This is a genomic window from Sphingomonas sp. T1 (assembly GCF_902506585.1).
In the GTDB taxonomy this organism is placed as follows: Bacteria; Pseudomonadota; Alphaproteobacteria; order Sphingomonadales; family Sphingomonadaceae; genus Sphingomonas; species Sphingomonas aerolata.
This window is the reverse complement of record NZ_LR733875.1, coordinates 2968850-2983437: the sequence shown is the minus strand read 5'-3', so window position 1 is coordinate 2983437 and position 14588 is coordinate 2968850. Positions and strand designations below refer to the sequence as shown.

Below are 14588 nucleotides of genomic sequence, written 5' to 3'. Positions count from 1 at the left end.
CGATGCTCTGGTCCTATATCCTGAAGCTCGTCATCCTCCTGCCGCTCGTCTGCGGGCTGATGGTCGGCTGTCTGCTGCTGTGGCGCAAGTTCGAGAGCCGCATGCCCGGCAAGCCCACGTCGCGGCTGATCGGCGTCAAGGAAACGATGATGATCTCGCCGGGCCTGCGCCTCGCGGTGATCGATTTCGAGGGCCGGCGGCTGCTCGTCTCGGTCGGTCGCGGTGGCGTGCACCTGATCGACAAGGTCGACGCATGAGCCTGATCGTTACGCGCAAGGGGTCGGGCCCGGCGCTGATTACCGCTGTACAGGCCAGGACGCAGTCGCGTGGCGCTGTGTGGCTGTGGGTCGGCCTCGCGCTGCTGGTCGCCCTGTTCCTCGCCATGCCGGCCTTCGCGCAGGCCGTCCCCGCCCCTGCCAGCCCCGCGGTCGGCGACGCGGTCGACCGCGCGCTCGGCCAGCTCGGCGGCCAGGCGGCGGGCAATAGCGGGCAGAGCGGCTCGCTGTCGCTGTCGCTGCAGGTCCTCATCATCATGGGGCTGCTCACGGTCCTGCCGGGCATCCTGCTGATGATGACCAGCTTCACGCGGATCATCATCGTGCTGGCAATCCTGCGCCAGGCGCTCGGTTTGCAGCAGACGCCGCCCAACCAGGTGCTGCTCGGCCTGTCGCTGTTCCTCAGCTTCTTCATCATGGCGCCGACGATCACCCAGATCAACACGACCGCGATCCAGCCCTATGCCGCCGGCCAGCTCGCGGGGACGCAGATGATCACGACCGCGGGCGTCCCGCTCCACGCGTTCATGGTCAAGCAGACGCGGATCAAGGACGTCACGATGTTCGCCGAGATGGCGAAGTCGGGCCCCTATGCGTCGCCGCGCGACATCCCCTTCTCGGTGCTCCTCCCGGCGTTCGTCACCTCGGAGCTCAAGACCGCGTTCCAGATCGGCTTCCTGATCTTCCTGCCGTTCATCGTCATCGATCTCGTCGTCGCGACCGTGCTGATGTCGCTCGGCATGGCGATGCTGTCGCCGACGATCATCTCGATGCCGTTCAAGCTGCTGCTGTTCGTGCTCGTCGACGGCTGGGCGCTGACGATGGGTAGCCTCGCCAACTCGTTCGCGACCTGACCCGGTGGATGCACCCACACTCCCGTTCGTGCTGAGCGCAGTCGAAGCACATGAGCCCCAGGCCCTTCGACTTTGCTCAGGGCGAACGGAAGCACTATAAGCCATGGACGCGCAATATTTCCTAACCATCGCCAATCAGACGATGTGGGTGCTGGCGCTCGCCAGCGCGCCCATCCTGATCCCGGCGCTGCTGGCAGGGCTGATCCTCGGCATGATCCAGGCGGCGACGTCGATCAACGAACAGACGCTGTCGTTCGTGCCGAAGCTGCTCGTCGTCGCGGTGTCGATCATGATCTTCGGCAGCCTGATCCTCGGGCTGTTGAGCGACTTCACCGTCAGCATCTTCGAACGCATCCCCGATCTGGTGAAATAGGCAGGTGCTGGGCTTCGGCCTCTCGATCGAGCCGCAGCTCTGGGCGCTGATCTTCGTCATGGTGCGGATCGGCGCGACGTTCATCGCCGCGCCGGTGTTCGGCAACGTGTCGGTACCCGTCACGGTGCGCGTCACGCTGTCGGGCGCGATCGGTTTCCTCGTGCTCGCCGCGCACCCGGTCCAGCCGCCACAGCAGATCTTCGCGACGGCGACCGTGCTCGCGGTCGCCGCCGAGGCGCTGGTCGGGCTCGCGCTCGGCTTCGTGCTGCAGATCGCGTTCGCCGCGCCGGTGATTGCCGCCGAGATCATCGGCGGGTCGATGGGCCTCGGCTTCGCCTCGTCGGTCGATCCGCAGAACGGCCGGTCGAGCCCCGCGCTCGGCCAGTTCTTCTCGATCATGCTGACCTTGCTGTTCCTGTCGATGGACGGCCACCTCGTGCTCGTCGAGATGCTCGTTAAAAGCTATGACGTGATGCCGCCCGGCGCCGCGTGGCTCGGCGTCGACCGGTTGCGCGGAATCGCGTTCTTCGGCGGCTATGCGTTTCTCGCCGGGCTGCTGCTCGCGCTGCCGGTCGGCTTCCTGCTGCTGTGCCTCAACATCGTCGTCGGCATGATCAGCCGCGCCGCACCCGCGCTCAACCTGTTCTCGGTCGGCCTGCCCGCGAGCCTCGCGGTCGGCGTCGTCGCGCTCGCGGTCGGCTTCCCGGCGATGGGCGACTATATGGTCGTGATCATCCGCGAAGGCCTCGAAGCCACGCAGAGCCTGGTGCTCGGCTGATGGCGGACGAATTCGGCGAAAAGACAGAAGCCCCGACCGACAAGCGCAAGAAGGATGCGATCGAGAAGGGCGACATCCTCCGCTCGCGCGACTTTGCCACCGCGCTCAGCATGCTCGCGGGCGTCGCCTGGCTGATCTATGCCGGCCCCTCGCTGATCGCCGCGTGCAAGGCGGTGATGGCGTCGAGCTTCCAGTTCGGCCGCGCCGATGTCGAGGATTTCTCGCCCTGGCGCCCGCTCCAGGAAGCGGGGTGGAAGCTCGCGCCCTCGCTGGTCACCCTGTTCGTGGTCAGCTTGGTCGCCGCGGTGCTCAGCCAGGCAGGGCTCGGCTCGCTCGGCTTCAACGGCAAGCTGCTCGCGCCCAAGTTCACCCGCATCAACCCCGCCTCGGGGCTCAAGCGGATCTTCGGCCCGACCGGCTGGATCGAGCTCGGCAAGTCGCTGCTCAAGGTCGCACTGCTCGGCACGATCGGCGGCTGGATGCTGTGGCAGGCGTCGCACACGACGATGGGGCTCGCCTCGTCCGCCGATCTCAACCAGGCGCTGACGACGCTCGGTGGGACCTTCTCGTCGATCCTGATCGCGATGGCGTTCGGGCTTGTCGCGATCGCCGGGATCGACGTGCCGATCCAGATCATCCGCCGCCTCGGCAAGATGCGCATGTCGAAACAGGAGGTGAAGGACGAGCACAAGGACAATGAGGGCAATGCCGAGGCCAAGGGCCAGCAGCGTGCCAAGATGCGTGCGATGGCCAGCGGCAACATGCGCAAGGCGGTCGGCGAGGCGCACGTCATCCTGACCAACCCGACGCATTTCGCGGTCGCGCTGCGCTATGATCGCGGCAAGGACCAGGTGCCCGTCGTCGTCGCCAAGGGCCGCGGCGCGACCGCGCTGGCGATCCGCGAACTCGCCGCGGAGACCCGCGTGCCGGTGCTCGAATATCCGCTGCTCGCGCGTGCGGTCTATTACACCAGCAAGGAGAACCAGGAGGTGCGCGACGACCTGTACATGGCGATCGCGACCGTCCTCGCCTTCGTGTTCGGGCTGAACGCGGCGGCGGGCGGCACGCCGATGCCGCAGCCCGCGATCACCGTGCCGGTCGATGCGCGGTTCGACGAAAACGGTGTGAAACTTCCCTAAAGATCCGGCGGCCGCGGTCGTTATTCCATTCGAGCGCGCAAGGATTCCGGCATGGCAATTTCGACGACGAGCAGCACTGCGACGCCGACCCCGGCGGCAACGCCGACGCCGACCGCGGCGAGCGTGACGAAAAACGCGGCGCAGTCGCTGCTGACCTCGCTCAATGCCGGCTCGGGGATCGACACCGCAAGCCTGGTACCCTCGCTTGTCGAGGCGCAGTTCGCCGCCAAGACCGCGCAGCTGACCGCCAAGTCGAAGACGATCACCACGCAGATCTCGGGGCTGGCAACGCTGAAAAGCGCGATCTCGGGCTTCTCGACCGCCTATGCCGCGCTGGTGAAGGGCGGCACGCTGACCAGCCAGCCGACCAGCTCCAACACCGCGGCACTCGGCGTCAGCGCGCTGGCGGGCGCGAAGGTCTCGGGGCTGTCGTCGACCATCTCGGTCAACCAGCTCGCCGCCGCGCAGACCATCCGCACCACCGCCGCGGTCGCCGATCGCACCGCGGTGATCGGCTCGGGCAGCTTCACGCTCAACTTCGGCAGCGCCACCTATGACGCGGCGGGGACGACGATGACCGGCTTCACCGCGGGCGGCGGCACCGCGGTGACGATCGACGTCACCGACGCCAGCCTCGACGGGATCGCCGCGGCGATCAACGCGAAGGGCGCAGGGGTTACCGCCTCGGTCGTAACCGATTCGAACGGCAGCGCCTATCTGTCGATGAAGGGCGCGACCGGCGCGTCGCAGGCGTTCACGATGACGGCGACGACCGATACAAGCGGCAAGCTGGCGGCCTATAATGTCGGTCCCGGCGCCACCAACACCAGCGTCACGGCGGCTGCTCAGAATGCCAAGCTGACCGTCGACGGGATCGCGGTCGAGCGCGCGAGCAACACGATCAACAACCTGGTGACGGGCGTCAAACTGCAGCTCAACGCCGTGTCGACCGGCCCGGTCACGCTGGGCAGCACGACGCCGACCAGCGCGCTGTCGCAGGCGGTATCCGACGTCGTCGAGACCTATAACCAGGTCATGGCGACGCTCACCGAGCAGACCGACCCGGTGACCGGCGTGCTGCGTGCGGACCCGGCGGCAAAGACGCTGTTGTCGTCGCTCAAGGCGCTGACGCTGGCGCCGCTGTCGGGCGACACCGGTGGCGGCAGCCCGACGACGCTCGCGCAGATCGGCGTCGCGACCAATCGTGACGGCACGTTGCGCGTCGATGCCGCCGCGCTGTCGAACGCGATGTTGACCAATTCGACAGCGATCGAGACGATGCTGAACGGCTCGGCGGACGGCAAGGCCGGGCTTGGCGCGGTGCTGAACGCGATCACGACCAGCGCGACCAATACGACAATCGGGCTCGGCGCCTCGCAGACGCGCTACACCGCGGCACAGTCCGCGATCGCCGATGCCGAGGCCAAGATCGCGGATCAGTCCGCGGCGATGACGACCCGCCTGACCCAGCAATTCTCGAGCATGAATGCGCGCGTGTCGTCGTACAAGTCGATCCAGAGTTTCCTCACCAACCAGATCGCCGCCTGGAACAAGAGCGACTCGTGATGTACGCAACCACCCTCACGCGCGACCCGTTCGCCACCTATCGCCAGATCGACGCGGTCGGCCGCACCACGACCGATGGCCCGGGCCTCGTCCAGCTGCTCTACAAGGAACTGGTCGCGGCGCTGCGTGCCGCCGCCTGGGCCTCCGACAACCGCCAATATGCGACCAAGAGCGACCGCGTGACACGCGCGACCGCGATCCTGTTCGCGCTCGAGGCGGGGCTCGATTTCGACCGCGGCGGCGCGGTGTCGGAAACGCTCGCGCGGCTCTATGCAGGCGCGCGCCGGACGATCGTCGACGCCTCGGTCGGCCAGGACGGCTCGGTCTTCCGCACGACCGCGGACACGCTCGACGAGATCGCGCAGGCCTGGCGCACCGCCAGCGCGGCCTGAGCCGCTACCGTTCGAACCAGTGCCGCTGGACGAAGTAGATCACGATACCCAGCGCAATCACCAGGCAGCCGCCCGCGATCGCATCGAACGCCCAGGGCTCCTCGGCAAAGGGCAGCCCCTTCACGTTCATCCCGTACAGCCCGGTCAGGAACGTCAGCGGCAGGAACACCATCGCCGCTACCGAGATGATCAGCGAGCGATTGTCGATCTGTTCCGCGCGCAGGTCGGTCAGCGCCTCGTGCGTCAGCGCGGATCGCTCGCGGATCGATTCGAGCTCCTCGGCCATCCGCGCCGCGCGGTCCGCCGCCGCCGCCAGATGCAGCCGGTCGTCGTCGCGCAGCCAGTCGCCGGGCAACGCGGCCAGTTTCTCGAGCGCGGCACGCTGCGGATTGAGAAACCGGCGATAGCTGATCGCCGCCACGCGGACCTCACTGACGGTGCGGCGCAGGGCGAAGACATGCTTGGCGTCGAGCCGCTCCTCGCAATCGTCGAGCTCGTCGCCCAGCGCCGCCACCTCGGGGTCAAGATCGGTGGTGATCGCGGTCGCGAACGCGGTGATCAGGTCGCCGGGATCGCGCACCCGCCCCGCCTCGACCTCCTTCTCGACCAGCGGAATCGCGATCAGCGGCTTGCGCGTCAGCGAATAGACGCGTCCCTTGACCACCCAGATGCGCAGCGACGCGAGCAGGTCGGACGAATCCATCTCCTCGTTCGTCCGCCCGCGCAGGTTGAGGAACGCCCCCTCGCCGACTGCCTCGCAACGCGGCCGCGTCTCGGTCGCGGTCAGTGCGTCGATCACATAGGATTCGAGCCCGGCCTCGTCACGGAGCCAGGCCTGCGCCTCGTCCTCGGTGGTCGACAGATGCACCCAGACCAGATCGCCGCTCGCGGCGGGCGCCGCCTCGACCGCGAGCCGCGACGCGACTCCGTCAGCGACCTTGAACCCGAACCCGCTCACGCGCGCATCGCCACATCGACGACCAGCCCCGATCCCCGCGCATCGGGCGGCGCGTCGCACAGGATCCGGGCGGCATCCGCGCGCGCACGATCGAGGATCGCCGGCGGCACGTCGCTACGGTGATAGACCCGGTCGGCGCTGGCGAGCGCCCGCGCCTGTCGCAATGTCAGATCGTCGGGGTCGCGCGACGCGAGCGTCATTCGCACGATCGCCCCGTCCTGCACCGATCCCCGGTCGAGCCAGCCGGCCACGTCGCGCGACGATCCGAGTGGATCGAGCACGCCCCCCGGCGCGAGCGCATCGGCCAGCGCACGCCGTCTGGCACCGCCATCGGGGAAGCGCGCGCGCATCGCCCCGCGTGCGCGCTGCAGTGCGCTTGCCAGCCCGCCCAGATCCGCCGGCACCAGCGCCTCGAGCCGCTGCCGCAGTGCCGCCGCCAGCCCGGCCGACGCGCCGCCGGTCCCGATCGCGATCAGCACCGGCTCGCGGTCGACGATCGCGGGCAGCGTGAAGTCGCAATGCTCGGACCGGTCGACCGCGTTGACGAGCACACCGCGCGCCTTCAGCCGCGCGACCGCCGCGAGCGCCTCTGCCTCGTCGTCGATCGCGACGATCGCCAGCGCCGCGACCGCGGCCTCATCGGTGACGACGTGCGCGCCGGCGCGGTCGAGCAGCCGGCGTTTCGCATCCGCCGCCTCGCCCTCGCCCAGCAGGATGACCGGGCGACCCGCCAGCCGCACGAACAGCGGCAGGCTGTGCAGGCTCACCGCTTGAGCCATTCGGGAACGCGCTCGGCCGCCAGAATCGTCTCGGGCTCAATCCGGTCTGCGACCACCGCGAACCGGTCGCCATCGACCAGCACCTCGGGCACCAATGCGCGGCTGTTATAGGTCGACGCCATCGTCGCGCCGTACGCGCCTGCGGTGCGGAACACGCCCAGATCGCCCGACTTCACGACGTCGATGTCGCGCCCCATCGCGAAGGTGTCGCCGGTCTCGCACACCGGCCCGGCGATGTTCGCGGTCATCCGCTCGCCGCCCGGCTCCACCGCGACGAAGTCGTGATAGGCATCGTACATCGCGACACGCGCGAGGTCGTTCATCGCCGCATCGACGATCACATAGGGGTTGGTGACCCCCGGCTTTACCCAGATGACCTTGGTCAGCAGCACGCCCGCATTGCCCGCGATCACGCGCCCGGGCTCGAACATCAGTTCGACGTCCCAGCCCGCGGTCGCGCGCGCGACCATCGCGCCATAGTCGGCCGGGCTCGGCAGCACGTCGTCGGGCTTGTACGGTACGCCGAGACCGCCGCCCAGATCGACCCGGCTGATGACGTGCCCCGCCGCGCGCAGTTCGGCGACGAGTTCGCCGATCCGCGCATAGGCCGCCTTGAGCGGGGCGAGATCCGCGAGCTGGCTGCCGATATGGATCGCCACCCCGCGCAGATCGAGCCCGTCATGCTTCGACAACCGGTCGAACATCGCCGGCGCCTGGTCGATCGGCACGCCGAACTTGTTCTCCTTGCGCCCGGTCGAGATCTTGGCGTGCGTGCCGGCATCGACATCGGGGTTCACGCGCAGCACCGCGGGCGCGCGGATCCCGCGATCGCGCGCGAGTGCGGCGAGCACCTCGCCCTCTTCCTCGAGCTCGAGGTTGAACTGGCCGATCCCGGCATCGAGCGCGCGGGCCAGTTCGTCGCGGGTCTTGCCGACACCCGAAAACACGATGTCCGACGCGGGGATGCCCGCCGCCAGCGCGCGCGCCATCTCGCCCGCCGACACCACGTCCGCGCCGTAACCCTCATCGGCGAGGACGCGCAGCACCGCGACGTTCGGATTGGCCTTGATCGCATAGGCCAGATGCACACGCCCCGCGCCTTTCAGCGCGTCGCGGAACACCTGCGCGTGACGGCGGAACGTCGCGGTCGAATAGACATAGACGGGCGTCCCGACCGCCTCGGCGATCGCGGGAAGCGCGACGTCCTCGACATGAAGGACGCCGTCGCGATAGTGGAAATGGTCCATGCTGGCCTGTGATCAGTTGGAAGGCGGCAGGTTGAATTCGTCGCTCCGCCGCTCACGCGAGCTGGTGAGCAATTCATCACTGCGTTCGGGGCGCTGCTGCGGCGTCGGTGTCAGCAGCGCGGTCGGCGTCGGTGTCGTCTTCGCGCCGTAAGGCGCGACCGGCAGCGATTTGCCGGGCGCGGGCTCGAGCCCGTCGGCCGCCCCGCAGGCGGTCAGCGACAGGCCCGACAGGGTCAGCCCGGCGAGAAGGATCAGGCGTGTCATTCGCTCGTCTCCCGTGCGGCGCGGATCGCGGCGCGTACATTGTCGGGCGCGGTGCCACCGAAGCTGGTCCGGCTGGCGACCGACGCGTCGACCGACAAGACGCCGTACACCCGGTCGTCGATCCGCGCATCGATCGCCTGCAGATCCTCGATCGACAGCGCGTCGAGCGCGATGCCCAGATCCTCCGCGCGTTTCACCGCACGCCCGGTCACATGGTGCGCCTCACGGAAAGGCAGCCCCGCCTCGCGCACCAGCCAGTCGGCAAGGTCCGTCGCGGTCGCAAAGCCCGCCTCGGCCACCGCGCGCATTCGCTCGGTCCGGAACGTCGCGCTCTCGACCATCCCGGTCATCGCCGCGATCGACAGCGCGAGCAGGTCGTGCGCCTCGAACACCGGCGGCTTGTCGTCCTGCATATCCTTCGAATAGGCGAGCGGCAGGCCCTTCATCGTCACCATCAGCGCGGTCATGCACCCCATGATCCGCCCCGAATGCCCGCGGACGAGCTCGGCGGCATCGGGATTGCGCTTCTGCGGCATGATCGAGCTGCCCGTCGACCACTGGTCGCTGAGCGCGACGAAGCCGAAGGGCTGCGACGCCCAGAGCACGAATTCCTCCGCCAGCCGCGACAGATGCAACGCGCACTGGGTGGCCGCGACGAGGTAATCGAGCGCAAAGTCGCGGTCGCTGACCCCGTCCAGGGAGTTGGTCATCGGCCCGTCGAACCCGAGCGCATGCGCGGTCATCTCGCGGTCGATCGGGAACCCCGTCCCCGCCAGCGCCGCCGAGCCGAGTGGCGAGCGGTTCATCCGCACGCGCGCATCGGCGAACCGGCTGACGTCGCGCGCGATCATCGCGTGATACGCCATCAGGTGATGGCCGAGCGTCACCGGCTGCGCGGATTGCAGATGCGTGAACCCCGGCATCACGCTCGCCGCATGCTCCTCGGCACGCGTCAGCAACGCCGCCTGGAACCCGCCGAGTGCCGCGAGCACCTGATCGATCGCATCGCGAACCCAAAGCCGGAAATCGGTCGCGACCTGATCGTTGCGCGAGCGCGCGGTGTGCAGACGCCCCGCGACCGGACCGATCGCCTCGGCCAGCCGCGCCTCAGTCTGCATATGGATATCCTCGAGGACGAGGTCCTCGGCGACGCCATTGGCGGCATAGTGCTCGGCGACCCGGTCGAGTCCCGCGGCGATCGTCGCGGCGTCGTCGGGCGAGACGATACCCTGCGCGCCGAGCATCGCGACATGCGCCTTGGAGCCGGCGATGTCCTGCTTCCACAGTCGCTTGTCGAAGGGGATAGAGGCGTTTATCTCCCGCATGACCGCGGCCGGACCCTCGGCGAAGCGTCCACCCCACATCGCATTGGAGCCGTCCATGTCCTCCCCTTCTCTGCTCTCAAGGGCGTCGATCGTCTGTCTCCTGGGTAGCGCAATGCTGATTGCGGGCTGCGATAGGAAATCGCCGGCTCCGGAGCAAGCAAACGCGGCAGGCGCCGCGCTGGGCAATGGCGCCGCATCGGATGAAGTCGCGGCCTCGCCCGACGAAGCGACCGGCACCCCCACCGCCCCGGTCGACAAGATCGACCGCAGCCACAAGGGCGAGACGGGGCCGACGACCAGCTTCACCGCCCCCGATGGAAAGTCCGTCACGCTCGCCAGCTTCAAGGGCAAGCCGCTGCTGCTCAACCTGTGGGCGACCTGGTGCGCGCCCTGCGTCGCCGAGATGCCGACGCTCGATGCGGTCGCGGGAAGCTTGAAGGACAAGGTCCAGGTCGTCGCGGTCAGCCAGGACCTTCAGGGCGCCGAGAAGGTCACGCCGTTCTTCGCGCAAAAGGCGTTCACGACGCTGAAACCCTATCTCGACGCCAAGGCCTCGCTCAGCATCGCCTATCAGGCGAACCTGCCGACCACGATCCTCTACGATTCGGACGGGCGCGAAGTCTGGCGGATGCTGGGTGGCTATGAATGGAACACCCCCGCCGCCGCAAAGCTGATCGCCGAGGCCCGCTGAACGCCCCGCACGACGACGCGCCGCTCCGCCGCGAAAGCAGGACGGGCGCGTCATCGGCATTCAGGGTAAGCGCACCCTTCTGTATCACGCGTGTCGCTTGTTCTGCATCTCGTCCGTGCGCCTCATTTCCCCATCGGGATCCTAAGGAACATCCGACGCCAGACACGAAAACTCCTGCTGCCTGCTTGCTGACTAGCCCGCAAGTATCGATCGGATGCGATCGGCCATATCGGGATCGACCGGGTTGTAGACGATCATCCCCAGGTCTGGGCGACCATCGACCGCAAAGCCCGAATATTCCAGCTCCATCGCGCCCAGAACGGGGTGGTGCAGCCGCTTGGTGCCCTCGCCGTGGAAGCGCACGTCGTTGTCCGCCCATAGAGCCGCGAATTCGGGACTGGTTGCGCACAGCTCGGTGACGAGCTGGCCAACCTCGGACACGGCACCCGCGCGGACCGCGTCGGCCCGGAATGCGCCGACCACGAAGCGGGCGGTGCTTTCCCAATCCTCCTGCGCGCGCCGCACCCGGTCATTGCCGAACACCAGCCGCAGGATGTTGCGCTCCCTGGGTAGCAGCGCGCCGTAATCGGTGAGCACGAGCGCGGCTGCGCGGTTCCACGCCACGACGTCCCAGGTCGCGGTCTTGATGATCGCGGGGCTGGCGGGCATCCCGTCGAGCAGGCGCTGGAGCCGCGGCGTCACGCTGTCCGCGGCGCGGTAGCGCACCTCCGGCGGACGACCGAGCGCGAGCATGAACAGATGCTCGCGCTCGGCCTCGGTCAGCATCAAGCCGCCAGCGATGCGGTTCAGCACATCGGGGGATGGCGCGCCGCCACGGCCCTGTTCGAGCCAGGTGTACCAGGTCGGACTGATGTTGGCGCGTTGCGCGACCTCCTCGCGGCGCAGTCCCGGCGTGCGCCGCCGCTGGATCGGAAAGCCGAACGCGCCGGGGTCGAGCCGGGTGCGGCGATCGCGGAGATACAGGCCGAGGGGGTTATCGGGGGTCGTCGTCATCACCAGCCTGTCAGCAATTATACTAGGAAGAGGTCACTGCTGTTCCCGGATAACGAATGCGCCGATCAGGCATCGATCTTCAATGGAGAACATCGATGCGTGTATTTCTGACCGGTGCGACCGGCTTCATCGGCTCGCACATCATTCCCGAATTGCTGGCGGCTGGCCACCAGGTGGTCGGCCTGACCCGTTCCGACGCCGGTGCCGCGGCCCTGGTTGCGGCGGGCGCCGAGCCGTACCGGGGCGACATCGACGATCTCGAGGGCCTGACGCGGGGTGCAGCGTCGTGCGATGGCGTGATCCATACGGCGTTCGATCATGACTTCACGAACTTCGTCGCCAATTGCCAGAAGGACGCCCGCGCGATCGCGGCGCTGGGCAGCGGACTGGCGGGAACCAGCAAGCCGCTCGTCATCACGTCCGGCACCGCCATGGGATCGGCAGCGCCCGGTGACCCGGCGTCGGAAGACGTTTTCGCAGCGCACAGCCCCAATCCTCGGGTCGCGTCCGAACTGGCAGGGCAGGCCCTCCTCGAGCGCGGCATCCACGTCATCGCGCTGCGCAACTCGCAGATCCACGACACGCGCAAACAGGGCCTTGTCAGCGAGGTGATTGCGCTTGCCTGGGAAAAGGGCGTGTCGGCCTATGTCGGCGAGGGTGCCAACAGCTGGTCGGCCGCGCACGTCTCCGACACGGCCCGGCTATACCGGCTGGCGCTGGAGCGTAACGCGATCGGCGCGCGCTACCACGCCACCGACGAGACAGCTATTCCCTTCCGCGCGATTGCCGAGACGATCGGCGAAACCTTCGGCCTGCCCGTGACGTCGGTAAGCGCAGACGAAGCCGGCGCGCATTTCGGCTGGCTCGCCGCCTTCGTGTCGAAGGACATGTCGGTGTCGAGCGCGCTGACCCGCGAGCGGCTGGGCTGGAACCCCGACGGGCCGACGCTGCAGGCCGACATCCGCGCGATGACGGGCAGCACGTGACGCCACGGGCGGCGAGGAAGCGGTCATCCCAGGATCCGCAATGCTTCGGCATGGAGTGCCGGAGTCGCGGCGACCAGCACTGCGCCGCCTTCCTCGGCCCGGCCGCCGTCGAGCCGCGTGACGACACCGCCCGCGCGCTCGATGATCGGGATCAGCGCGACGATGTCATAGGGCTGGAGCGAGGGCTCGATCGCGAGGTCGATCCGGCCTGCCGCGATCATCGCCATCGCATAGCATTCGCCGCCATAGCGGATCATCCGCACAGCCGCCTTAAACCGTGCGAAACCGGGCGCGAGGTCGTCGCCGAAATGCTCGGGCGAGGTAGTGTGCAGGATCGCGCGATCGAGGCTGCCGACGTCGCGCGTCGCCAGCGGTCGGCGCACACCGTCCCGCTCGGTCCAGGCACCGTCGCGATCCGCCCAGAAGCGTTCGCGCGTGAAGGGCTGGCTCATCATTCCCAGCTCGGCCCGGCCGTCGAGCGTCAGCCCGATCAACGTCCCCCAGACGGGCAGGCCACAGATGAACGGGCGAGTCCCGTCGACCGGATCGAGCACCCATCGAACACGCCCGCTGCCCGTCAGCCCGAATTCCTCGCCGAGGATGGCATGGCCGGGGAAATGCGCACCGATCTCGGCGCGGATCGCGACCTCCGCCTCCCGGTCCGCCTCGGTCACGGGGTCGAAGCTGTACCCCTCCTTCACCTTGGTATCGACCGCGATGTCGGTGCGGTAGCGGGGCATCGTCTCGGCATCGGCAAGGTCGGCAAGGCGATGCAGGAACGCGGCGTCGGGAAGGATCATGATCGACGCCCGTTGGCGGTGGCGGCCTTCGCGCACAGCGGCACGAGACACAGAAGGGCTGTGAGCAGCCAGAAGGCGGCGGGCAGGCCGATGCCCTGCGCGACAAAGCCGATCGCGGCGGGACCGGCGAGGATGCCCGCGTAACCGATCGTCGTGACCGCGGCGATCGCGAGGCCCGCGGGCATGACGGTCTGCTTGCCAGCCTGGCGGAACAGGATGGGCACGACGTTCGACGAACCGAGACCGATCAGCAGGAACCCCAGGAGCGCGACCGGTGCGACCGGCGCGAGCAGCATGACGCCATAGCCGAGCAGCGAGAGCAGCCCGCCCCACAGCATCGTCCGCCGATCCCCGAGCCTGGCGACGATCGCGTCGCCGGTCAGGCGGCCGGCGGTCATCGCCACCGCAAAGACGCTGTAGCCCAGTCCCGCCTGCGTGACCGGCAACAGGCCCTTGCCACTCAGCAGCAACGCCCCCCAGTCGAGCATCGCGCCTTCGGTCAGGAAGGTGATCGCCGCGAGCGCCGCTAGCAGCACCACGATCCCGCGCGGGATCACGACCAGCGGGGCCTCCTCGGTCCTGGGGGTCGGGATGAGCCGGGGCGCGGCCAGTGCCAGCGCCGCGATCATCAGGACCGACGCTGCGACGGCCCCGGCGACCGGACTGATCTTCAACGACAGGACGGCAGTCAACAGCGCCGATCCGACGAAGCCGCCGACGCTGAACAACCCGTGGAACCCGGACATCAGCGGCGTGCCGGCCTGCTTCTCCACTTCGACCGCGTGCACGTTCATGCCGACTTCGATCACGCCGAGGAATGCGCCGAACAGCAGCAGCGCGACCGCCATGGTCGGCACCGTGGGCGCAAAGGCAAGGAAGGGCAGCAGGATCGCCTGCCCGATGCCGCCGACGAGGATCGCCGGTCGCGCGCCCAGCTTCGATGTCAGCGGCCCCGCAAGCTGCATCGCGCCCACCGAGCCGAGACCGAGACACAGCAGCAGCAGCCCGAGCGATCCGTCCCCGATCGCCAGCCTCTGCTTGGCAAGTGGAACGAGCGGCGCCCAACAGGCGAGCCCGAAGCCCGATACGAGAAAGGCCAGACGCGTCGCGAGGCGCGCCCCGGAATGTTGCATCGTCACTGCGGATA

At 68.4% G+C, this 14588-nt stretch carries 17 protein-coding genes; 9 read left to right on the top strand and 8 right to left on the bottom strand.

The window, feature by feature from the left end:
• The first annotated feature begins 2 nt into the window (after window positions 1-2).
• The 7 genes from GV027_RS13570 (at window position 3) to GV027_RS13540 (ending at window position 5377) form a co-directional block, all read left to right on the top strand.
• Window positions 3-257 (top strand): flagellar biosynthetic protein FliO, encoded by a 255-nt coding sequence (locus tag GV027_RS13570; protein ID WP_031394023.1) that lies wholly within the window; start codon window positions 3-5, stop codon window positions 255-257.
• On the top strand, window positions 254-1129 hold the full coding sequence (gene fliP, locus GV027_RS13565; RefSeq protein ID WP_159512197.1) for a flagellar type III secretion system pore protein FliP: 876 nt from the start codon (window positions 254-256) through the stop codon (window positions 1127-1129). Before GV027_RS13570 ends, fliP begins: the two co-directional genes overlap by 4 nt.
• Before the next feature lie 103 nt (window positions 1130-1232).
• On the top strand, window positions 1233-1502 hold the full coding sequence (gene fliQ, locus GV027_RS13560; protein ID WP_031395965.1) for a flagellar biosynthesis protein FliQ: 270 nt from the start codon (window positions 1233-1235) through the stop codon (window positions 1500-1502).
• A gap of 4 nt (window positions 1503-1506) precedes the next feature.
• On the top strand, window positions 1507-2280 hold the full coding sequence (gene fliR / locus GV027_RS13555; RefSeq protein WP_159512196.1) for a flagellar biosynthetic protein FliR: 774 nt from the start codon (window positions 1507-1509) through the stop codon (window positions 2278-2280).
• Window positions 2280-3419, top strand: a complete 1140-nt coding sequence (gene flhB, locus GV027_RS13550) for a flagellar type III secretion system protein FlhB (RefSeq protein ID WP_159512195.1) — start codon at window positions 2280-2282, stop codon at window positions 3417-3419. Before fliR ends, flhB begins: the two co-directional genes overlap by 1 nt.
• Before the next feature lie 51 nt (window positions 3420-3470).
• Window positions 3471-4985, top strand: a complete 1515-nt coding sequence (gene fliD, locus GV027_RS13545; RefSeq protein ID WP_159512194.1) for a flagellar filament capping protein FliD — start codon at window positions 3471-3473, stop codon at window positions 4983-4985.
• Window positions 4985-5377 (top strand): flagellar export chaperone FliS, encoded by a 393-nt coding sequence (locus GV027_RS13540; RefSeq protein WP_037528697.1) that lies wholly within the window; start codon window positions 4985-4987, stop codon window positions 5375-5377. The genes fliD and GV027_RS13540 overlap by 1 nt, the downstream gene beginning before the upstream one ends.
• A gap of 4 nt (window positions 5378-5381) precedes the next feature.
• Here the strand turns inward: GV027_RS13540 and GV027_RS13535 are convergent, their stop codons facing one another.
• Genes GV027_RS13535 through argH form a run of 5 tightly spaced genes read right to left on the bottom strand, consistent with a single transcriptional unit; the run spans window position 5382 to window position 9989 of the window.
• Window positions 5382-6335 carry a zinc transporter ZntB gene (locus GV027_RS13535; protein WP_159512193.1) on the bottom strand — a complete coding sequence of 318 codons (954 nt, stop codon included), beginning with the start codon at window positions 6333-6335 and terminating at the stop codon, window positions 5382-5384.
• Complete coding sequence (locus tag GV027_RS13530) at window positions 6332-7102, bottom strand: precorrin-2 dehydrogenase/sirohydrochlorin ferrochelatase family protein (protein ID WP_159512919.1); 771 nt, start codon at window positions 7100-7102, stop codon at window positions 6332-6334. Before GV027_RS13530 ends, GV027_RS13535 begins: the two co-directional genes overlap by 4 nt.
• Entirely contained in the window at window positions 7099-8361 is a 1263-nt protein-coding gene (lysA, locus tag GV027_RS13525) for a diaminopimelate decarboxylase (protein ID WP_159512192.1), read from the bottom strand. Before lysA ends, GV027_RS13530 begins: the two co-directional genes overlap by 4 nt.
• 12 nt (window positions 8362-8373) lie before the next feature.
• Complete coding sequence (locus tag GV027_RS13520) at window positions 8374-8625, bottom strand: hypothetical protein (RefSeq protein WP_031394336.1); 252 nt, start codon at window positions 8623-8625, stop codon at window positions 8374-8376.
• Window positions 8622-9989 carry an argininosuccinate lyase gene (gene argH, locus GV027_RS13515; RefSeq protein WP_159512918.1) on the bottom strand — a complete coding sequence of 456 codons (1368 nt, stop codon included), beginning with the start codon at window positions 9987-9989 and terminating at the stop codon, window positions 8622-8624. Before argH ends, GV027_RS13520 begins: the two co-directional genes overlap by 4 nt.
• Window positions 9990-10005: 16 nt before the next feature.
• On the opposite strand from argH, the gene GV027_RS13510 reads away from it, so the two are divergent.
• On the top strand, window positions 10006-10641 hold the full coding sequence (locus tag GV027_RS13510) for a TlpA family protein disulfide reductase (RefSeq protein ID WP_236559217.1): 636 nt from the start codon (window positions 10006-10008) through the stop codon (window positions 10639-10641).
• A 192-nt stretch (window positions 10642-10833) separates the two neighbouring features.
• On the opposite strand, the gene GV027_RS13505 is transcribed toward GV027_RS13510, so the two are convergent.
• Window positions 10834-11655 (bottom strand): helix-turn-helix transcriptional regulator, encoded by an 822-nt coding sequence (locus tag GV027_RS13505; protein ID WP_159512190.1) that lies wholly within the window; start codon window positions 11653-11655, stop codon window positions 10834-10836.
• Window positions 11656-11750: 95 nt separating this feature from the next.
• Here GV027_RS13505 and GV027_RS13500 point away from each other — a divergent pair, with 95 nt between their 5' ends.
• Entirely contained in the window at window positions 11751-12641 is an 891-nt protein-coding gene (locus tag GV027_RS13500) for an SDR family oxidoreductase (RefSeq protein WP_159512189.1), read from the top strand.
• Window positions 12642-12664: 23 nt separating this feature from the next.
• Here GV027_RS13500 and hisN read toward each other — a convergent pair whose 3' ends face one another.
• Both hisN and GV027_RS13490 read right to left on the bottom strand, forming a co-directional pair.
• Window positions 12665-13441: a histidinol-phosphatase gene (gene hisN, locus GV027_RS13495; RefSeq protein WP_159512188.1), complete on the bottom strand. Its 777-nt coding sequence runs from the start codon at window positions 13439-13441 to the stop codon at window positions 12665-12667.
• Complete coding sequence (locus tag GV027_RS13490) at window positions 13438-14574, bottom strand: MFS transporter (RefSeq protein WP_159512917.1); 1137 nt, start codon at window positions 14572-14574, stop codon at window positions 13438-13440. The genes hisN and GV027_RS13490 overlap by 4 nt, the downstream gene beginning before the upstream one ends.
• Between the last annotated feature and the right edge of the window lie 14 nt (window positions 14575-14588).

What these genes read in the sequence shown, in the direction of transcription:
- GV027_RS13570 (WP_031394023.1), top strand. Translation starts at nt 3, where the DNA reads ATGCTCTGGTCCTATATCCTGAAGCTCGTCATCCTCCTGCCGCTCGTC.
- fliP (WP_159512197.1), top strand. Translation starts at nt 254, where the DNA reads ATGAGCCTGATCGTTACGCGCAAGGGGTCGGGCCCGGCGCTGATTACC.
- fliQ (WP_031395965.1), top strand. Translation starts at nt 1,233, where the DNA reads ATGGACGCGCAATATTTCCTAACCATCGCCAATCAGACGATGTGGGTG.
- flhB (WP_159512195.1), top strand. Translation starts at nt 2,280, where the DNA reads ATGGCGGACGAATTCGGCGAAAAGACAGAAGCCCCGACCGACAAGCGC.
- fliD (WP_159512194.1), top strand. Translation starts at nt 3,471, where the DNA reads ATGGCAATTTCGACGACGAGCAGCACTGCGACGCCGACCCCGGCGGCA.
- GV027_RS13540 (WP_037528697.1), top strand. Translation starts at nt 4,985, where the DNA reads ATGTACGCAACCACCCTCACGCGCGACCCGTTCGCCACCTATCGCCAG.
- lysA (WP_159512192.1), bottom strand. Translation starts at nt 8,361, where the DNA reads ATGGACCATTTCCACTATCGCGACGGCGTCCTTCATGTCGAGGACGTC.
- GV027_RS13520 (WP_031394336.1), bottom strand. Translation starts at nt 8,625, where the DNA reads ATGACACGCCTGATCCTTCTCGCCGGGCTGACCCTGTCGGGCCTGTCG.
- argH (WP_159512918.1), bottom strand. Translation starts at nt 9,989, where the DNA reads ATGTGGGGTGGACGCTTCGCCGAGGGTCCGGCCGCGGTCATGCGGGAG.
- GV027_RS13510 (WP_236559217.1), top strand. Translation starts at nt 10,006, where the DNA reads ATGTCCTCCCCTTCTCTGCTCTCAAGGGCGTCGATCGTCTGTCTCCTG.
- GV027_RS13505 (WP_159512190.1), bottom strand. Translation starts at nt 11,655, where the DNA reads ATGACGACGACCCCCGATAACCCCCTCGGCCTGTATCTCCGCGATCGC.
- GV027_RS13500 (WP_159512189.1), top strand. Translation starts at nt 11,751, where the DNA reads ATGCGTGTATTTCTGACCGGTGCGACCGGCTTCATCGGCTCGCACATC.
- hisN (WP_159512188.1), bottom strand. Translation starts at nt 13,441, where the DNA reads ATGATCCTTCCCGACGCCGCGTTCCTGCATCGCCTTGCCGACCTTGCC.
- GV027_RS13490 (WP_159512917.1), bottom strand. Translation starts at nt 14,574, where the DNA reads ATGCAACATTCCGGGGCGCGCCTCGCGACGCGTCTGGCCTTTCTCGTA.